The 16,895-nt window shown below is 70.3% G+C and carries 12 protein-coding genes; 11 read left to right on the top strand and 1 reads right to left on the bottom strand.

The genetic code is table 11. The features are described 5' to 3' along the window. Nucleotides 1-216 precede the first annotated feature (216 nt). The 3 genes from STRTUCAR8_RS05595 (at nt 217) to STRTUCAR8_RS05585 (ending at nt 4,725) form a co-directional block, all read left to right on the top strand. Complete coding sequence (locus STRTUCAR8_RS05595) at nt 217-1,017, top strand: hypothetical protein (RefSeq protein ID WP_006374480.1); 801 nt, start codon at nt 217-219, stop codon at nt 1,015-1,017. A 262-nt stretch (nt 1,018-1,279) separates the two neighbouring features. After that, a complete protein-coding gene (locus tag STRTUCAR8_RS05590) occupies nt 1,280-3,475 on the top strand; it encodes a bifunctional polysaccharide deacetylase/glycosyltransferase family 2 protein (protein WP_006374487.1) in 2,196 nt (731 codons plus the stop codon). After that, nucleotides 3,472-4,725 carry an acyltransferase family protein gene (locus tag STRTUCAR8_RS05585; protein ID WP_006374475.1) on the top strand — a complete coding sequence of 418 codons (1,254 nt, stop codon included), beginning with the start codon at nt 3,472-3,474 and terminating at the stop codon, nt 4,723-4,725. The genes STRTUCAR8_RS05590 and STRTUCAR8_RS05585 overlap by 4 nt, the downstream gene beginning before the upstream one ends. A 66-nt stretch (nt 4,726-4,791) precedes the next feature. Here the strand turns inward: STRTUCAR8_RS05585 and STRTUCAR8_RS05580 are convergent, their stop codons facing one another. Then, nucleotides 4,792-5,487, bottom strand: coding sequence for a hypothetical protein (locus STRTUCAR8_RS05580; protein WP_044471681.1), 696 nt, complete (start codon nt 5,485-5,487; stop codon nt 4,792-4,794). A 412-nt stretch (nt 5,488-5,899) separates the two neighbouring features. Between STRTUCAR8_RS05580 and STRTUCAR8_RS05575 the strand changes: the two genes are divergently transcribed. The 8 genes from STRTUCAR8_RS05575 (at nt 5,900) to STRTUCAR8_RS05540 (ending at nt 16,788) form a co-directional block, all read left to right on the top strand. Next, a complete protein-coding gene (locus STRTUCAR8_RS05575; RefSeq protein ID WP_006374478.1) occupies nt 5,900-7,285 on the top strand; it encodes a nitrate/nitrite transporter in 1,386 nt (461 codons plus the stop codon). 122 nt (nt 7,286-7,407) lie between these two features. Then, nucleotides 7,408-8,583 carry a uroporphyrinogen-III synthase gene (locus STRTUCAR8_RS05570; protein ID WP_006374482.1) on the top strand — a complete coding sequence of 392 codons (1,176 nt, stop codon included), beginning with the start codon at nt 7,408-7,410 and terminating at the stop codon, nt 8,581-8,583. Between the two features lie 663 nt (nt 8,584-9,246). Next, entirely contained in the window at nt 9,247-9,846 is a 600-nt protein-coding gene (locus STRTUCAR8_RS05565; RefSeq protein WP_006374485.1) for a CGNR zinc finger domain-containing protein, read from the top strand. Between the two features lie 417 nt (nt 9,847-10,263). Continuing rightward, nucleotides 10,264-10,785 carry a sigma-70 family RNA polymerase sigma factor gene (locus STRTUCAR8_RS05560; RefSeq protein ID WP_044471680.1) on the top strand — a complete coding sequence of 174 codons (522 nt, stop codon included), beginning with the start codon at nt 10,264-10,266 and terminating at the stop codon, nt 10,783-10,785. 47 nt (nt 10,786-10,832) lie between these two features. Continuing rightward, nucleotides 10,833-11,615: an anti-sigma factor family protein gene (locus tag STRTUCAR8_RS05555; RefSeq protein ID WP_006374483.1), complete on the top strand. Its 783-nt coding sequence runs from the start codon at nt 10,833-10,835 to the stop codon at nt 11,613-11,615. Between the two features lie 470 nt (nt 11,616-12,085). Then, on the top strand, nt 12,086-14,407 hold the full coding sequence (locus STRTUCAR8_RS05550; protein WP_006374481.1) for a HelD family protein: 2,322 nt from the start codon (nt 12,086-12,088) through the stop codon (nt 14,405-14,407). 325 nt (nt 14,408-14,732) lie between these two features. Next, complete coding sequence (locus tag STRTUCAR8_RS05545) at nt 14,733-16,148, top strand: NAD-dependent malic enzyme (protein WP_006374486.1); 1,416 nt, start codon at nt 14,733-14,735, stop codon at nt 16,146-16,148. A 358-nt stretch (nt 16,149-16,506) separates the two neighbouring features. Further along, nucleotides 16,507-16,788, top strand: a complete 282-nt coding sequence (locus tag STRTUCAR8_RS05540) for an HU family DNA-binding protein (RefSeq protein ID WP_006374476.1) — start codon at nt 16,507-16,509, stop codon at nt 16,786-16,788. The last annotated feature ends 107 nt before the right edge of the window (nt 16,789-16,895 follow it).

Here is a 16,895-nt window from a genome sequence, read left to right as displayed (position 1 = left end):
CCGAATCGGTCCGACGCCGAAGGCGTGACCGTGTCCGGAACCCAGCAGCTACCCGGAGTTACCCCAGGCGGCACCGGTCCTGTGCCCCGCCAGAGGCACGCCGGAGCACCGGTGCGACCCGGGCGATCCGGAGGCAGAGGCGCGCACGCCCAGTCGCGCTCGAGCGGAACGGGAGCGCCTGGATCACCCGCGGGGAACGGATCACCCGCGGGGAACGTGGCGACCGGATCAGCCGGGACGTTCCCCAGAGGGCCGTGGGAGAACGCGGCGGAGTTCGGTCACACGCACGACCCGCACGAGGTGACGGTCCAACTCGACGGAGTGGGCCGCCAGGTGGAGGAACTCCTCGTACGGCAGGCCACGGACGGCGCGGAGGCCGGCGCCGGTGACGGCCCCGTCTTCGTCGACGAGACCGGACGCCGCAGCCGCCGATACCGCCGGATCGGCATCGTCGTCGGCACCGCCTGTGCCGTGTACGCGGTCGTCATCGTCGCCACCCTCCTCTCCGGCAACTCGGACGCGCCCTGGCTGCCGGTACCGGGCCAGCAGGACGAGCAGCCGGCGGGCAAGGTCGACACCTCGCCGCTGCCCGCCGAGTCGGTGCTGCCGTCGGACTCGGCCGGGGTCACAGCGGCCCCGGGCGCGTCGGTGAGCGCGGGAGCCACTCCGTCGAAGGGGGCTGCCGCAGCCGTCACGGCGGACGCCTCGGCCAGCGCCTCGCAGAACCCGGGTCCGTCCGTCTCGGCCCGGCCCTCGGCCAGCGCAGGCAAGCCCGACCCGGGGACCAGCACACCCGGCCCGGACCCCGAGCCCTCCGTGTCGGTGTCCAACTCACCGGCGCCGAGCCCGTCGGAGAGCGTCGCTGCATCGCCCGACCCGTCTCCGAGCCCGACCGGTGACGGCGGTACGGTCGCCGGCGGTCCGAGCGAGCCGACCCCGATCGCCGAGGGCTCGGCCGAACCGAGTGCCCCCGGCGACCCGGTCTCCCCGCCGACGTCGCCCGGCGTGACGGCGTGACGGCGTGACGGTGCGGCGGTGTGGCGGTGTGGCGGCGTAGAGCCGCCCGAAGCGTCTGGCGGCGCCGGCCTCCCCGGCCGGCCCGCCCGCTCGCCCCGCTCCTGACCGCCCGCCCTGCTCCTGAGCCGCTTGGTCCGCTCGGCCCGCTTGATCTGCTCGAACCGCTCCTGACCCGCTCGTCCCGCTCAGCAGAACATCCGTCGACTCGGCTCCACCCCGTCGACGCCGTTCTGATCTCCTCGTCCCCGGAGAACAACCTCTGATGGCATCCCGCACCCGCCGCCACGGCGCCCCGAACGGCGCCGGGGGCGCCGCCCGGCGCCGACGGCTGCCCATGCGCCTGCTGCTTCCCTCGCTCATCCTGGTCGCCCTGATGGCGATGCTGATGCTGCGCGGGTACGTGCACAGCGAAATACTCGCCGACCACCGCATCCAGCCCGAGGCCTCCGCGGACCGGGTACCGGAGAAGATCCTGGAGGGCGGCCCGGTCATCGACACCAGAAGCGGCCAGACCACCAGCCTCCGGCTCCCCGACCACCGGCTCGTCCTCACGTTCGACGACGGCCCGGACCCGACGTGGACCCCCAAGGTCCTGGACGTCCTCAGGAAGCACCACGCCCACGCGGTCTTCTTCGTCACCGGGACCATGGCCTCGCGCTACCCGGAGCTCGTACGACGCATGGTGGACGAGGGCCACGAGGTGGGGCTGCACACCTTCAACCACCCCGACCTCTCCTTCCAGTCGAAGAAACGAATCGACTGGGAGCTGTCCCAGAACCAGCTGGCGCTCGCCGGTGCGGCGGGCATCCGTACGTCGCTGTTCCGGCCGCCGTACTCCTCCTCCGCCGACGCCATGGACAACAAGTCGTGGCCGGTCACGGAGTACATCGGCAAGCGCGGCTACATCACCGTCGTCAACAACACGGACAGCGAGGACTGGCGCAAGCCGGGCGTAGCCGCGATCATCCGCGAGGCCACCCCCAAGGGCGGCAAGGGCGCGATCGTCCTCATGCACGACTCCGGCGGCGACCGCCACCAGACCGTCGAGGCACTCGACCGCTTCCTGCCCGACATGAAGAAGCAGGGGTACACGTTCCAGAACCTCACCGAGGCCCTCGACGCGCCCAGCGCGCACACTCCGGTCGCCGGTGTCGAACTGGCGAAGGGCAGGGCGTGGACCTTCCTGGTGGGGGCCTCCGACGGGATCACCGACGCACTGGTCGTCGGTCTCGCGATCATCGGCGTCCTGGTGTTCACCCGCTTCGGCCTGATGCTGCTGCTCTCCGTCCTCCACGCCCGCCGCACCCGACGCCCCGACTTCAGCTGGGGCGCCCCGATCACCGAACCGGTGTCGGTGCTCGTCCCGGCGTACAACGAGGCCAAGTGCATCGAGGCCACCGTGCGTTCACTGATGCGGAGCGAGCATCCCATCGAGGTGATCGTCATCGACGACGGGTCGAGCGACGGCACGGCCCGCATCGTCGAGGACATGGGCCTGCCGAACGTACGCGTCGTGCGCCAGCTCAACGCGGGCAAGCCCGCCGCCCTCAACAGGGGTGTGGCGAACGCCCGTTACGACCTGATCGTGATGATGGACGGCGACACCGTCTTCGAGCCCGGCACCGTCCGCGAACTCGTCCAGCCCTTCGGTGACGCGCGCGTGGGCGCCGTCGCCGGCAACGCCAAGGTCGGCAACAAGGACTCCCTGATCGGCGCCTGGCAGCACATCGAGTACGTGATGGGCTTCAACCTGGACCGCCGTATGTACGACGTCCTGGGCTGTATGCCGACGATCCCCGGCGCGGTCGGCGCCTTCCGCCGCAGTGCCCTGAAGCGGGTCGGCGGGATGAGCGACGACACGCTCGCCGAGGACACCGACATCACGATGGCCCTGCACCGCGACGGCTGGAAGGTCGTGTACGCGGAGAACGCCCGCGCCTGGACCGAGGCCCCGGAATCCGTGCAGCAGCTGTGGTCCCAGCGCTACCGCTGGTCGTACGGCACCATGCAGGCGATCTGGAAGCACCGCCGCTCGGTGATCGAACGGGGTCCGTCGGGCCGCTTCGGCCGCGTCGGTCTGCCCTTCGTGTCGCTGTTCATGGTGGTGGCACCGCTCCTCGCCCCCCTGATCGACGTCTTCCTGCTCTACGGGCTGGTGTTCGGCCCGACCGAGAAGACCGTCCTCGCCTGGCTGGGCGTCCTCGCCATCCAACTGGTCTGCGCCGCCTACGCGTTCCGCCTCGACCGGGAAAAGATGACCCACCTGATCTCGCTGCCCCTGCAACAGGTCCTCTACCGCCAGCTCATGTACGTCGTGCTGCTGCAGTCCTGGATCACCGCGCTCACCGGCGGCCGGCTGCGCTGGCAGAAACTCCGGCGCACCGGAGTCGTCGGCTCGGCGCCGGACGCCGTACCGGCCGCCCGGACGAGCGGCGGCGACAGGAGGCCCGTGGCATGACCCAGCGACCTACGGCCGCCACGACACCGGCCGACGAGACGACCACACCGGCGTACGGCGTTCCGCGGCAGCCGGCCGCATCCGAACCGCCTGCCGCGCCCAAGGCGGCGAAGCCGGGCCGGGACCGCTATCTCGACCTGCTCCGCAGCATCGCCCTGGTCCGGGTCGTGGTGTACCACCTGTTCGGCTGGGCGTGGCTGACCGTGCTGTTCCCGTCCATGGGCGTGATGTTCGCGCTCGCCGGTTCCCTGATGGCCCGTTCCCTGAAGCGCCCGGCGCTCGGGGTGATCCGGGGCAGGATCCGGCGTCTGCTGCCCCCGCTGTGGGCGTTCAGCGCGGTGGCGCTGACGCTGATGTTCCTCGGCGGCTGGAATCTGACCAAGGATCCCGACCACGGCGGCACCTGGGGCCTGGTCGAACTCCTCAACTACGTCATCCCGATCGGCGCCCCGCCCTACCCCTGGAGCATCGGCTCCGAGTCCGGGCTCCTGGAGAACACCTGGGCGGTCCAGGCGGCGGGCCCGCTCTGGTATCTGCGGGCCTACCTGTGGTTCGTGTTCGCCTCGCCGCTGCTGCTGTGGGCGTTCCGCCGGGTCCCGTGGGTGACGCTGCTCGCGCCGCTGGCCCTGACGGCGGTCGTCGGCACCGGCCTGGTGACGATCCCCGGTGAGACGGGCAACGCGGTGACCGACTTCGCGGTGTACGGCGGCTGCTGGGTACTGGGCTTCGCCCACCACGAGGGCCTGCTGAAGAAGATCCCGCGCTATGTCGCCGTGTCGTGCTCGGCCCTTCTCATGGCCTTCGGCATCTGGTGGGCGTCGGGTCACCAGGGCCCCGACGGCTGGGACCTGAACGACATCCCGCTGGCCCAGGCGACATGGTCGTTCGGGTTCGTGGTGATCCTGCTCCAGTACTCCCCGTCGTGGCAGGAACTGCCGGGCCGCCTGGCGAGGTGGGACAGGCTGATCACCCTCTCCAACAACCGAGCGGTCACGATCTATCTCTGGCACAACCTGCTGATCATGGCCACGGTTCCCCTGATCGACCTCATGTACGACCTCCCGTTCATGTCCGACGGAATGGTGTCCGCGCTGGACACGACGTACAACCTCTGGATGTTCGTCCTCGTCTGGCCCCTGATCGGCCTGACGATCCTCCTGCTGGGCTGGATCGAGGACGTCGCCGCGAAGCGAAGCCCACGGCTGTGGCCGGACGGGGCGAAGCGCGGGGGCGGACGACGTAAAGGGTGAGTGAGGGGGAGCAGGAGGGCCCGGCGCTTCGTGAAGGCCGGGCCGTCTTCTGCCGCGTCGCAGGACTCAGCGGTCGATGAGGGCTGAGTCGATCACAGTCGTCTCGGACGGCGCTTGCACGTCCACGGGCTCGTCGAACGCACTGTAGGAGGTCGTGGTGCTGTAATCGGTGCCCTCGTAGACAACCTTGAGAATGTACGGCTTGCCCTCGGTGGCGACGTAGAAGGTGAAGGCGCCGCCCTTGTCCTCCTCGTCGGTCACCACCAGCCGTATGGCCGGCGTCTCGTCGACCTCGGTCGGTTCACCCTTCTTCGCCGTACCGAAGGACGTGAAGTCACGGCTGCAGTCGGAGAGCCCGTCACCCGGCTCGGCATCGCTCACGGCGGTCTTGATCCAGGTGTCCTGGGCTCCGTCCATGCCCTTGCCCGACCACCCCTCGATGTACTCCCGGTTCGGGCGGACGTAGTCCGTTTCGCCGAGTCTGATCTGCTCGAGGACTGCTCCCTTCGCCTCCCACGTCACCTTCGACCTGCACCTGCTGTCGAGGTCGGTGGTCACGCGGCTGGAGATGTCACCACCCTTTTTCCTGGCCTTGGTGACCCCTTCGACGGTCACCGACCTGAGTCCGCTCATGGTGTCGTTGGCATCGTCGAGCATCTGCTGGGCGGTGAGCCCGTCCGTGGTGTCGCTGCCCGAGCAGCCGGTTGTGGTGGCGCCTATCAGCAGGCACGCAAGCCCAGCCGTCACGGTGGTCGATCTCATGCGCACAGGTCCCCCCCAGGTCATAAAGGGGACAGGCTAACGGAGCGTGAGCCGTCGGCCGACCGGATAACCAGGGTGCTCCATTCGACGAGTCGACGGCGACCGTGGGCTACACGTGGGTGGTCGGTAGCTATTCCTGATGGTGCCGTCAGTACTCCACTGCCATCGACGTTCCCCTCCTGAGGTCCGGCAGAGGACATCGGCCCTTCGTGCCCCCGAGCAGACCCCGCCGTGCTCTCCCCGTGACCTCCCTCTGCGTAACCTCTCATCCCACCTCCTCGCGGGGTGAGAGCAAAGTTCCCTTCCGGTCACCCACAGCCACAGCGCGGAAACGCGCTCTCTCTACCTTCGGGACATCACCGCTCAGCACCCCGCAAAGAACCACCCGAGCCCGGAGCACAGTGGAGGCGTCATGACAGCCCCTAGCACAGCCCCCGCACCCCCAAGCAGGGGCGGCCGCTGGATCCAGCAGTGGGATCCGGAGGACGAGACCTTCTGGAACGAGACCGGAGAGAAGATCGCCAAGCGGAACCTTCTCTTCTCCGTCCTGTCCGAGCACATCGGGTTCTCGATCTGGACCATGTGGTCCGTGCTGGTGCTCTTCATGGGCCCGGAGTACGGGCTCACGCCGGCGGACAAGTTCCTGCTGACCTCGATGGTGACGCTGGTCGGAGCCGTGGTCCGCGTCCCCTACACCTTCGCCATCGCGATCTTCGGCGGCCGGAACTGGACCATCGTCTCCGCCGCCCTCCTGCTCATCCCCACCGTCGCCGCGTTCACGGTGATGGAGCCGGGGACCTCCTTCAACACGCTCCTGCTGATCGGCCTGCTGGCGGGTATCGGCGGCGGCAACTTCGCCTCGTCCATGACCAACATCAACGCCTTCTTCCCCCTTCGTAAGAAGGGGTGGGCCCTCGGCCTGAACGCGGGCGGTGGCAACATCGGAGTGCCGGTCATCCAGTTGGTGGCGCTCGCGATCATCGGTGCCAGCGGCGGCCCCCGGGTGCTGCTGGGGATCTACATCCCGCTGATCGTCATCGCGGCCGTCCTCGCCGCGCTCTTCATGGACAACATCGCCTCCGTGAAGAACGACACCGGCGCCGCGAAGGACGCCGCGAAGGACGCGCACACCTGGATCATGTCCTTCCTCTACATCGGCACGTTCGGTTCGTTCATCGGATACAGCTTCGCCTTCGGGCAGGTGCTGACCAACCAGTTCGGCCGGACCCCGCTCGAGGCGGCGTACGTCACCTTCATCGGCCCGCTGCTCGGCTCCCTGATCCGGCCCCTGGGCGGGTGGCTGGCCGACAAGTACGGTGGCGCGAAGATCACGCTGTACAACTACGTCGGCATGGGCGCCGCGACCGCGGTCCTCATCGCGGCCAGCATGGAGAAGTCGCTGGTCCTGTTCACCGTCGCCTTCGTGGTGCTGTTCGTCCTCACCGGCCTCGGCAACGGCTCGACCTTCAAGATGATCCCCGGCATCTTCCAGGCGAAGGCGCTGGCCAAGGGCCTGGACGGAGAAGCCGCCGCTGCCTACGGGCGACGTCTCTCCGGTGCCTCCATGGGCCTGATCGGTGCGGTCGGCGCGCTCGGCGGCGTCGGCATCAACCTCGCCTTCCGGCAGTCCTTCCTCTCCTACGGTTCCGGAACCGGCGCGTTCGTCGCCTTCCTCGCCTTCTACGCCGCCTGCTTCCTGGTCACCTGGGCCGTATACCTTCGCCGCCCGGCGACCGCGCAGACGGCCGAATCCTCGGACTCCGAAGCAAAGCCGCAGCTCAGCTACGCCGAGGTGTGACCTTCGCCCAAAGCGGCTTAAGTAACACCAGCGACATGAAGCCGAACCGAGCCTGTCACGCGCTGTTGACAGGCTCGTTCGGCACGCTTGTGCAGATGTGACCCGACTGCGGGACGAGAGCCATGTACGACGAACAGCAGCGACCGGAACGACCGGAGCACGGCCCACCGGACCACGGGCCCCTCGCGGGGTTCACCGTGGGCGTCACGGCCGCGCGTCGGGCCGACGAACTCGGGACCCTCCTCCAGCGGCGGGGCGCTGTCGTCGTCCACGCCCCCGCTCTGCGGATCGTGCAGCTCGCCGACGACAGCGAACTGCTCGCGGCCACCAAGCAGCTGATCGCCCAGGCGCCGGACATCGTCATCGCCACCACCGCCATCGGCTTCCGTGGCTGGATCGAGGCCGCCGACGGCTGGGGGCTCGGCGCAGACCTGCTCGCCTGCCTCGGCGGGGTGGAACTGCTGGCCCGCGGCCCCAAGGTCAAGGGCTCCGTCCGGGCGGCCGGGCTCACGGAGGACTGGTCACCGTCCTCCGAGTCCATGGCCGAGGTGCTCGACCGGCTCCTGGAGGAGGGCGTCGACGGGCGCCGTATCGCCATCCAGCTGCACGGCGAGCCCCTGCCCGGCTTCGTCGAGTCGCTGCGTGCGGCGGGCGCCGAGGTCGTCGGGGTGCCCGTCTACCGGTGGATGCCGCCGGAGGACATCGGCCCCGTCGACAGGCTCCTCGACGCCACCATCTCGCGCGGCCTGGACGCGCTCACCTTCACCAGCGCCCCCGCCGCCGCCTCCCTCCTCTCCCGCGCCGAGGAACGGGGGCTGCTCCCGGAACTCCTCACCGCCCTGAACCACGACGTCCTGCCCGCCTGTGTCGGCCCGGTCACCGCACTGCCGCTCCAGGCCCACGGCGTCGACACGGTGTCCCCCGAGCGCTTCCGGCTCGGCCCCCTGGTGCAGCTTCTCTGCCAGGAACTCCCGTCCCGCGCGCGGGCGTTGCCCATCGCCGGGCACCGGGTCGAGATCCGCGGGCACGCCGTCCTCGTCGACGGCGCCCTGCGGCCCGTACCGCCGGCCGGGATGTCCCTGCTGCGCGCGCTGTCCCGGCGGCCGGGCTGGGTCGTCGCCCGCGCCGACCTGCTGCGCGCACTGCCGGGCGCCGGCCGCGACGAACACGCCGTGGAGACGGCGATGGCCCGCCTGCGCACCGCTCTCGGCGCTCCCAAACTGATCCAGACCGTAGTCAAACGCGGCTACCGCCTGGCCTTGGACCCAGCGGCCGACGCCAAGTACGCCGACACGTAGTCGCGTCCGCTCGCGGGCAGCGGGCGGCTGGGCCAATGGGCCGTTGGTCTACGGCGCGTGCGTTCCGCGCACCGCTCCGGGCGCCCGGACCTGGTCCTCGGGCCGCCCCGCCGACCCGCAGCCCTCCCGGGCCGGACAGACCAGCACGGTCGTCGCAAGGATGAGTCCCCCCCCCAGGGGCGCGGGGAACTGCGCGCCCAGCCCCCATGGACCCGCGCCGGACGCACCGCGTATCCCGCGGGGCGAGCCCCCATGGACCCGCGCCGGACGCACCGCGTATCCCGCGGGGCGAGCCGTCACAGGCCCGCGGGCGGACGAACCGCGTGTCCGGCTCAGCGCCCCCTCCCCGGGCCCGGCCCGATCGAACTGCGTGTCTTGCGGAGCGGTCCGTGTTTCCGGCTCAGCGCCCCCACCCCGGCCTGTCCCGGTCGAGCCGTGTGCCCTGCGGAGCGAACCGCGTATCCGGCCCGGCGCCCCCACCCGGCCCGCCCGGAACGAACCGCCTGTCCTGCGAAGCGGCTTGTACGGGGGGTTCCGGCCGGGAGGGCGGGCAGGCACTGTAGAGGGAACGGTTCCCCGGACCCCCCTCACTGGCATCCCACCGGCGCTCATCGGCATCCCCTGTGCCTCGTACGGTGGCGACTCCTAGGCGGTGACAGGCACATGGCATCGGAAACGACCCTGGCCACAGCCTCGTACGAGCTGCGTTTCGACGCCGGGCGGATCTGCCTGGACCTGCTGGCCACCACCCACCCCTGCGAACGGCTCGGCGCAGCGGAACCGCTCCGCGCCTGGATCGCCGCGTCCGGACTGGTCCCGGCGGGCACGCCCCTGCGTCACGCCGACGCCTCCTGGGCGGCGCGCTTCCGTGAACTGCGGGACCTTGTCGGCCGGTTGGTGCACATCTCCCCGGCCGCCGACCCCCGCCGCCTCGACCACGCCCTGGCCCGCCTCAACGAACTCGCCCGCCCCGCGCCCCCGGCCCCCCGCGCGGTCCGCGCCGAGGACGGCACGCTCGTACGGGAGTTGCACGGGCCGCCCGACTGCGCGGCCCTGCTCGGGGCGGTCGCCCGGGACGCCGTGGAACTGCTCACCGACCCCGTGGCGCGCGCGTGTCTGCGCCAGTGCGAGGGGGACAACTGCCCGATCGTCTACCTCGACACGTCCCGGGGCCGACGGCGCAGATGGTGCTCCAGCGAGATCTGCGGCAACCGGGAACGGGTCGCGAGACATCGTCGGCGGGCGGCCCTGGCGCGCGCGTAGACCATCTCCCGCACGCGCTCGCGCACACCTCCCACGCGCGCTCCCGCACGCGCGTAGACCGTCCCCGGACACCTCCGCAGATCGCCCATAGCGGGCGCGTGTGGCGGAATCGGACCTGCCAACTCTCGCGAGTTCCAGTGACCTTGGTTACACGTGTGTTTCCCGTCTATTGGTTGCGGGCATCGCCCCGATCTTGCCAATGTGGCGGAAATGTAAAGCACTTGCGGCAGGAATGTGCTCCCTTGTCCCTCACGTCGGGGCCGTATAAAGAAAGTTGTGGTCGCACGTTGAACATCCCACGGCCCCCTTCCGTACCTCGGGGGGAGCGACCGACCGGGGGAACCCGGGACAGCGGAGGTGGGCGTGCGCAAGGATTCCGTCGTGGCCAATGAACAAGGACCGAGGGCCCGACATCGCATGTCCCAGCCCTCGGAACCCGACGAGGACCTGATGCGTGCGCTGTACCGAGAGCACGCAGGGCCCCTTCTGGCGTACGTCCTCAGACTGGTCGCCGGTGACCGGCAACGGGCCGAGGACGTCGTGCAGGAGACGCTTATCCGTGCCTGGAAGAACGCCGGTCAGCTCAATCGGGCAACCGGATCGGTACGCCCCTGGCTGGTGACGGTCGCCCGGCGCATCGTCATCGACGGGCACCGCAGCCGGCAGGCCCGGCCGCAGGAGGTGGACCCGTCGCCGCTGGAGGTCATCCCCGCGGAGGACGAGATCGACAAGGCGTTGTGGCTGATGACGTTGTCGGACGCGCTGGACGACCTGACCCCGGCACACCGGGAGGTCCTGGTCGAGACCTATTTCAAGGGGCGTACGGTGAACGAAGCCGCCGAAACGCTGGGCATACCCAGCGGAACGGTGCGCTCACGGGTCTTCTATGCCTTGCGTTCGATGAAACTCGCACTTGAGGAGCGGGGGGTGACGGCATGAGCATTTACGGGGGTTTCGGAGCGGGTAGTCCTGGTTCCATGCGAGGAATGCAGGGTTCCCAGGGCCCGAACGAACACGAAACCGTAGGCGCCTACGCCCTCGGCATCCTCGACGACGCGGAGGCCACGGCCTTCGAGGCGCACCTCGCGGGCTGCGAATGGTGTGCCCAGCAGCTCGACGAGCTGGCCGGGATGGAACCGATGCTGGCCGCCCTCGCGGACCTGCCCGGTGCCCAGGGAACGCCCGCCATCGGCGAGTCGCTCTCCGCCCGCCCGAGCCCACAGCTCGCCACGCGGCTGGTCGACGAGGTCGCGGAACGGCGAGCGAGCAGGCGCCGGCGCAGCTTCTACATGGTGGCCGCCGCGGCTGCCCTGATCATCGGCGGCCCCACCGCGGTGTTCGCGACGACGGGCAACGACACGACCAGCGTGGCAAGCCCCTCGCCGACGGCCACGCCGAAGAGCACCGGCTCCGCCAAGGAGGCCTTCGGTCTCATGAGCGACAAGGTCTCCGCCACCGACCCCACCACCAAGGTCACCGCGACCGTGGCGATGGAGTCCAAGGCCTGGGGTGTCAGCGCGGTCCTGGAGCTGGGCGGCGTCAAGGGCCCGCTGAAGTGCTCCCTGATCGTCGTCGGCAAGGACGGCTCGCGCGAGACCATGTCCAACTGGTCCGTCCCGACGCCCGGCTACGGCATCAAGGACGCCACGACGGAAACGGCCCGCAACCCGCTCTACATCCACGGCGGAACCGCTTTCAGCGCCGACGAGATCGACCACTACGAGGTCGTCACCTCCGCCGGCAAGCAGCTCGTCGAGGTCGACGCCTGACCCCGCCCGCACCACCGCCGCAGTAGTCCCTCAGCAGTTCCACAGTCGCTCGGCTACCGCCCCAGGATGCCTCGTACGGTGTCCTGGGGCGGTCGCTTGACGCCCTCATCTGCCCGAGGGCAGGTGATTTCGGTCCGTGCTTCCCCCAGCTCTCGGCTTCGCTCGACCCGGGGGGACCCCCATCGCAGTACCACTGCGGGTTCCTGTTTCACGGGCCTCCGCCGACCGGTGAGGGTCGGTCTTACGTGGCCTCCGCAGTCCTGACTTCCCGCCCGTCGGGCAGCAGGTCGGACAACTACGTTGTCCGACAAGCGATACTGGCCACTCCGCTGCGACCTTCCGGGCCGCTCTGGGCCGGATGCCCTTCACCTCAACCCTGAAGGGTGGAGCGCTGGGCGAGTGTTCGGTAGCATCCGGGCACATTTTTCGCGTACGGTTGACGGCTGCCCAGCATGTAAGAAGGGGGCCCGGTGGCCGCTCAGGCTCAGCAGGAAACGGCGCTCGTACCGGTCGAGGACTCCGCAGTACAGGACTCCGTCCGCGACCGTGAGATCAGCGTCGAACAGGAACACCTGGACCGGGTGTACCGGCGTCTCGAGGAGAAGATCGACGAGGCCGAGTTCCTCATGCACGACGCCGCCAAACGCGGCCAGGTCGGCACCCCCGGCGCCCTCGCCGAACGGGACGCCCAGGTCTTCAGGGCCGGCATCCACCTCAACAGGCTGAACAACGAGTTCGAGGACTTCCTCTTCGGCCGTATCGACCTGCTGGCGGGCATGGACGGCAAGAAGGGCCCGGACGGTGCCTACACGGCCGTGGAGCCCGCTGAGGGGGCCGTACGCCCCGACAGCACCGCCGACATCGCGGAGACCCTCCACATCGGGCGTATCGGCGTCCTCGACGAGAGCTACTCGCCCCTCGTCATCGACTGGCGTGCCCCGGCCGCCGCGCCCTTCTACCGCTCGACCCCGGTCGACCCGGGCCGCGTGGTCCGGCGCCGTGTCATCCGCTCCAAGGGCCGGCGTGTCCTCGGCGTCGAGGACGACCTGATGCGCCCCGAGCTGACGGCGTCCCTGGACGGCCAGGAGCTCGCGGTGATCGGCGACGGCGCCCTGATGGCCGCCCTGGGCCAGGCCCGCAGCCACACCATGCGGGACATCGTGTCGTCCATCCAGGCCGAACAGGACCTGGTGATCCGGGCTCCCGCCGCCTCCGTGACGTATGTCGAGGGCGGGCCGGGAACAGGAAAGACAGCCGTCGCGCTGCACCGCGCCGCCTACCTCCTCTACCAGGACCGGCGCCGGTACGCGGGCGGCATCCTCATCGTCTCGCCCACGCCGCTGCTCGTGGCGTACACGGAGGGCGTCCTGCCCTCCCTCGGCGAGGAGGGCCAGGTCGCGATCCGCGCCATCGGGTCCCTCGTCGACGGCGCCGAGGCCACCCTGTACGACTCGCCGGCCGTGGCCCGCGCCAAGGGCTCGTACCGCATGCTCGCGGTGCTGCGGAAGGCCGCGCGAGGCGCACTGGAGCAGCACGAGTCGCCGACGGTGACGAGCCGTCTGAGGGTCGTCGCCTTCGGCCGCCGTATCGAACTCGAAGCCCCCGAGCTGGCCCGCATCCGCGAGTCCGCGCTCAGCGGCACGGCCCCCGTCAACCTGCTGCGCCCCCGCGCCCGCAAACTGCTCCTGGACGCCCTGTGGTCCCGCTCGGGTTCGCAGAGCCGTCACACGGACCCGGAGCTGGCGGCGGAACTGCGCTCCTCCTTCGACGAGGACGTCACGACCGAGGACGACTTCATCGCGTTCCTGGACGCCTGGTGGCCGGAACTGACCCCCGCGTCGGTCCTCGCCGCCATGTCCGACGAACGCCGCCTCGGCCGCTGGGCCCGCCGCATCATGAACCCGGGCGAGGTCCGCCGGGTCGCCCGCGCCCTCAAGCGCGAGGGCCTCTCGGTCCACGACGTGGCGATGCTGGACGAGCTCAACGCGATCCTCGGCACCCCGGCCAGGCCTCGCAAGAAGCGCGACCGGGACCCCCTGGACCAGCTCAGCGGCCTTGAGGAGCTGATGCCGGTACGGGAGGAGACGCAGCGCGAACGCGCCGAGCGGCTCGCCCAGGAGCGCACCGAGTACGCCCACGTCATCGTCGACGAGGCCCAGGACCTCACCCCGATGCAGTGGCGCATGGTCGGCCGCCGGGGCCGGCACGCCACCTGGACGGTCGTCGGCGACCCGGCCCAGTCCTCCTGGTCCGACCCCGACGAGGCGGCCCAGGCCCGTGACGAGGCCCTGGGCACCCGCCCGCGCCGCCGCTTCACCCTCACCGTCAACTACCGCAACCCGGCCGAGATCGCCGAACTGGCGGCCAAGGTCCTCGCCCTCGCGATGCCGGGCTCGGAGTCCCCGAGGGCGGTCCGCTCCACGGGCGTGGAGCCCCGCTTCGTGGCCGTACGGGACTCGCTGGCCGCGTCGACCCGCGAGGAGGCCGCCCGCCTCCTGGACCTGGTGGACGGCACCGTCGGCGTCGTCGTGGCCATGAACCGCCGCGAGGAGGCGGCGCGCTGGCTGGCGGGCCTCGGCGACCGCGTGGTCGCCCTGGGCAGTCTGGAGGCCAAGGGCCTGGAGTACGACGCCACAGTGGTCGTCTCCCCGGCGGAGATCGCCGACGAGAGCCCCGCCGGCCTGCGGGTTCTCTACGTCGCCCTGACCCGGGCCACCCAGCAGCTCACGGTCGTCTCGGCAGACCGCGACGAGCCCGACGCGCAAGGGGTGCCGGACCTTCTCCGGGACTGAGGCCGAGACGGGCAAATACTGAGCCCGATGGGAATTGCCTTACGGGGATCGTTTGTTACCGTTGACGTGGCACCGGCTCGATCCAAGCCCCCGGGCCCAACCTTCGTCGCTACGAGCGACCACTTGCCGCGAGGCGAGCATGGCGGGTCGGTGCCACTGAACATCAAGAGGTCCACGCCACCAAGTGGCGTGGACCTCTTTGTGCTGAAGAACTTATTGAGAACAAAACGTTCGCAATCGAGGCCCCGCTACCAGCTACTCCGCGGTAGGTGCGACGATCGGACGGCAAACCAAGCATCAGGGTGAAAGCAGAAGGAAGTCGGCCATGGCAACGGCGCCCAGCGTCTCCTACTCGATCACGGTCCGGTTGGAGGTGCCCGCGAGCGGAACCGCGGTCTCCCAGATCACCACCGCCGTGGAGTCCTCCGGAGGCTCGGTGACCGGCCTCGACGTCACCGCTTCCGGCCACGAACTGCTCCGGATCGACGTCACGATCGCCGCGACGTCGACCGCGCACGCCGACGAGATCGTGCAGAAGCTCCGCGGCATCGAGGGCGTCAGCCTCGGCAAGGTCTCGGACCGTACGTTCCTCATGCACCTCGGCGGCAAGATCGAGATGGCGTCCAAGCACCCCATCCGCAACCGTGACGACCTCTCGATGATCTACACCCCGGGCGTCGCCCGCGTGTGCATGGCGATCGCCGAGAACCCCGAGGACGCCCGGCGCCTCACCATCAAGCGCAACACCGTCGCCGTCGTGACGGACGGCTCGGCGGTCCTGGGCCTCGGCAACATCGGCCCGATGGCCGCCATGCCGGTCATGGAGGGCAAGGCGGCCCTCTTCAAGCGCTTCGCCGACATCGACGCCTGGCCGCTGTGCCTGGACACCCAGGACACGGACGAGATCGTCGCGATCGTCAAGGCGATCGCCCCTGGCTTCGCCGGCATCAACCTGGAGGACATCTCGGCGCCGCGCTGCTTCGAGATCGAGGCCCGGCTGCGCGAGGCCCTCGACATCCCCGTCTTCCACGACGACCAGCACGGCACCGCGATCGTCGTCCTCGCCGCCCTCACCAACGCCCTGCGCGTCACGAACAAGTCGATCGGTGACATCCGGGTCGTCATGTCCGGCGCCGGCGCGGCCGGTACGGCCATCCTCAAGCTGCTGATCGCGGCCGGCGTCAAGCAGGCGGTCGTCGCCGACATCCAGGGTGTCGTCCACGCGGGCCGCGCGGACCTGGTGAACGCCGCGCCGGACTCCCCGCTGCGCTGGATCGCCGACAACACCAACCTCGACGGCCTCACCGGCACCCTCAAGGAGGCCGTGCGCGGCGCCGACGTCTTCATCGGCGTCTCGGCCCCGAACGTCCTCGACGGCGACGACGTGGCCGCGATGGCCGAGGGCTCGATCGTGTTCGCGCTCGCGAATCCCGACCCCGAGGTCGACCCGGCGATCGCCCGCCAGACGGCCGCGGTCGTGGCCACCGGCCGCTCGGACTTCCCGAACCAGATCAACAACGTGCTGGTCTTCCCGGGTGTCTTCCGCGGTCTCCTCGACGCGCAGTCCCGCACCGTCAACACCGAGATGATGCTCGCGGCGGCGACCGCACTCGCGAACGTCGTCGGCGAGGACGAGCTGAACCCGAACTACATCGTGCCCAGCGTCTTCAACGACAAGGTCGCGGGCGCGGTGGCCGGCGCGGTGCGCGACGCCGCGAAGGCGGCGGCGGCCACCGAATAGGCGCCCGCACGGGGCGTCGCGCCCCATGTGTGACGGTTGCCACGGGCCCCCGTACCGGCGCGTCGGGGGCGCCAGGCCCCCGGGCGCCTCTAGGGTGGCGGCCAGGTTCAGCCTGTCGGCCCCGGCCGCTGACGCTTTCCGTCCGACTCCCAAGGGTGTTCGTCTGACTCCCGGGGGTGCCGGATTGGCTTTCCCGCCGCAGGTGGGGGCAGGATGCGTCTTCGGGCGTGAGGGTCCGACGGCGGACCCGGGTCCGGGGACCCACCGAGGACCCTGGCAGCATCGGCTTCGCTGTGCCCCCCATGCGGTTCCACCGCGGGGCACGCCTCAACAGCAAGAAGAACACGGGAGTAACAACATGAACCGCAGTGAGCTGGTGGCCGCGCTGGCCGACCGCGCCGAGGTCACCCGCAAGGACGCCGACGCCGTTCTGGCCGCGTTCGCCGAGACCGTCGGTGAGATCGTCGCCAAGGGCGACGAGAAGGTCACCATCCCCGGCTTCCTGACCTTCGAGCGCACCCACCGTGCCGCTCGCACCGCGCGCAACCCGCAGACCGGCGACCCGATCGACATCCCCGCCGGCTACAGCGTCAAGGTTTCGGCGGGCTCCAAGCTCAAGGAAGCGGCCAAGGGTAAGTAGGGGCGCCTACTCGCCGTCGCGGCTTTACGCCGTGGGCGACTGCGGGGCCGTCGTGGCTGGCCGCGCAGTTCCCCGCGTCCCTTGAGGGGCGCCGTACTTGACGCCGA

Source organism: Streptomyces turgidiscabies Car8 (assembly GCF_000331005.1).
GTDB lineage: Bacteria > Actinomycetota > Actinomycetes > Streptomycetales > Streptomycetaceae > Streptomyces > Streptomyces turgidiscabies.
This window is presented reverse-complemented; position numbering and strand designations above follow the sequence as displayed.

Bases quoted from the DNA above. Each gene is read 5' to 3' on its own strand.
- STRTUCAR8_RS05565 (WP_006374485.1), top strand. From the start codon at position 9,247: ATGGCATCGGAAACGACCCTGGCCACAGCCTCGTACGAGCTGCGTTTC.
- STRTUCAR8_RS05585 (WP_006374475.1), top strand. From the start codon at position 3,472: ATGACCCAGCGACCTACGGCCGCCACGACACCGGCCGACGAGACGACC.
- STRTUCAR8_RS05590 (WP_006374487.1), top strand. From the start codon at position 1,280: ATGGCATCCCGCACCCGCCGCCACGGCGCCCCGAACGGCGCCGGGGGC.
- STRTUCAR8_RS05575 (WP_006374478.1), top strand. From the start codon at position 5,900: ATGACAGCCCCTAGCACAGCCCCCGCACCCCCAAGCAGGGGCGGCCGC.
- STRTUCAR8_RS05570 (WP_006374482.1), top strand. From the start codon at position 7,408: ATGTACGACGAACAGCAGCGACCGGAACGACCGGAGCACGGCCCACCG.
- STRTUCAR8_RS05560 (WP_044471680.1), top strand. From the start codon at position 10,264: ATGTCCCAGCCCTCGGAACCCGACGAGGACCTGATGCGTGCGCTGTAC.
- STRTUCAR8_RS05540 (WP_006374476.1), top strand. From the start codon at position 16,507: ATGAACCGCAGTGAGCTGGTGGCCGCGCTGGCCGACCGCGCCGAGGTC.
- STRTUCAR8_RS05580 (WP_044471681.1), bottom strand. From the start codon at position 5,487: ATGAGATCGACCACCGTGACGGCTGGGCTTGCGTGCCTGCTGATAGGC.
- STRTUCAR8_RS05545 (WP_006374486.1), top strand. From the start codon at position 14,733: ATGGCAACGGCGCCCAGCGTCTCCTACTCGATCACGGTCCGGTTGGAG.
- STRTUCAR8_RS05555 (WP_006374483.1), top strand. From the start codon at position 10,833: ATGCAGGGTTCCCAGGGCCCGAACGAACACGAAACCGTAGGCGCCTAC.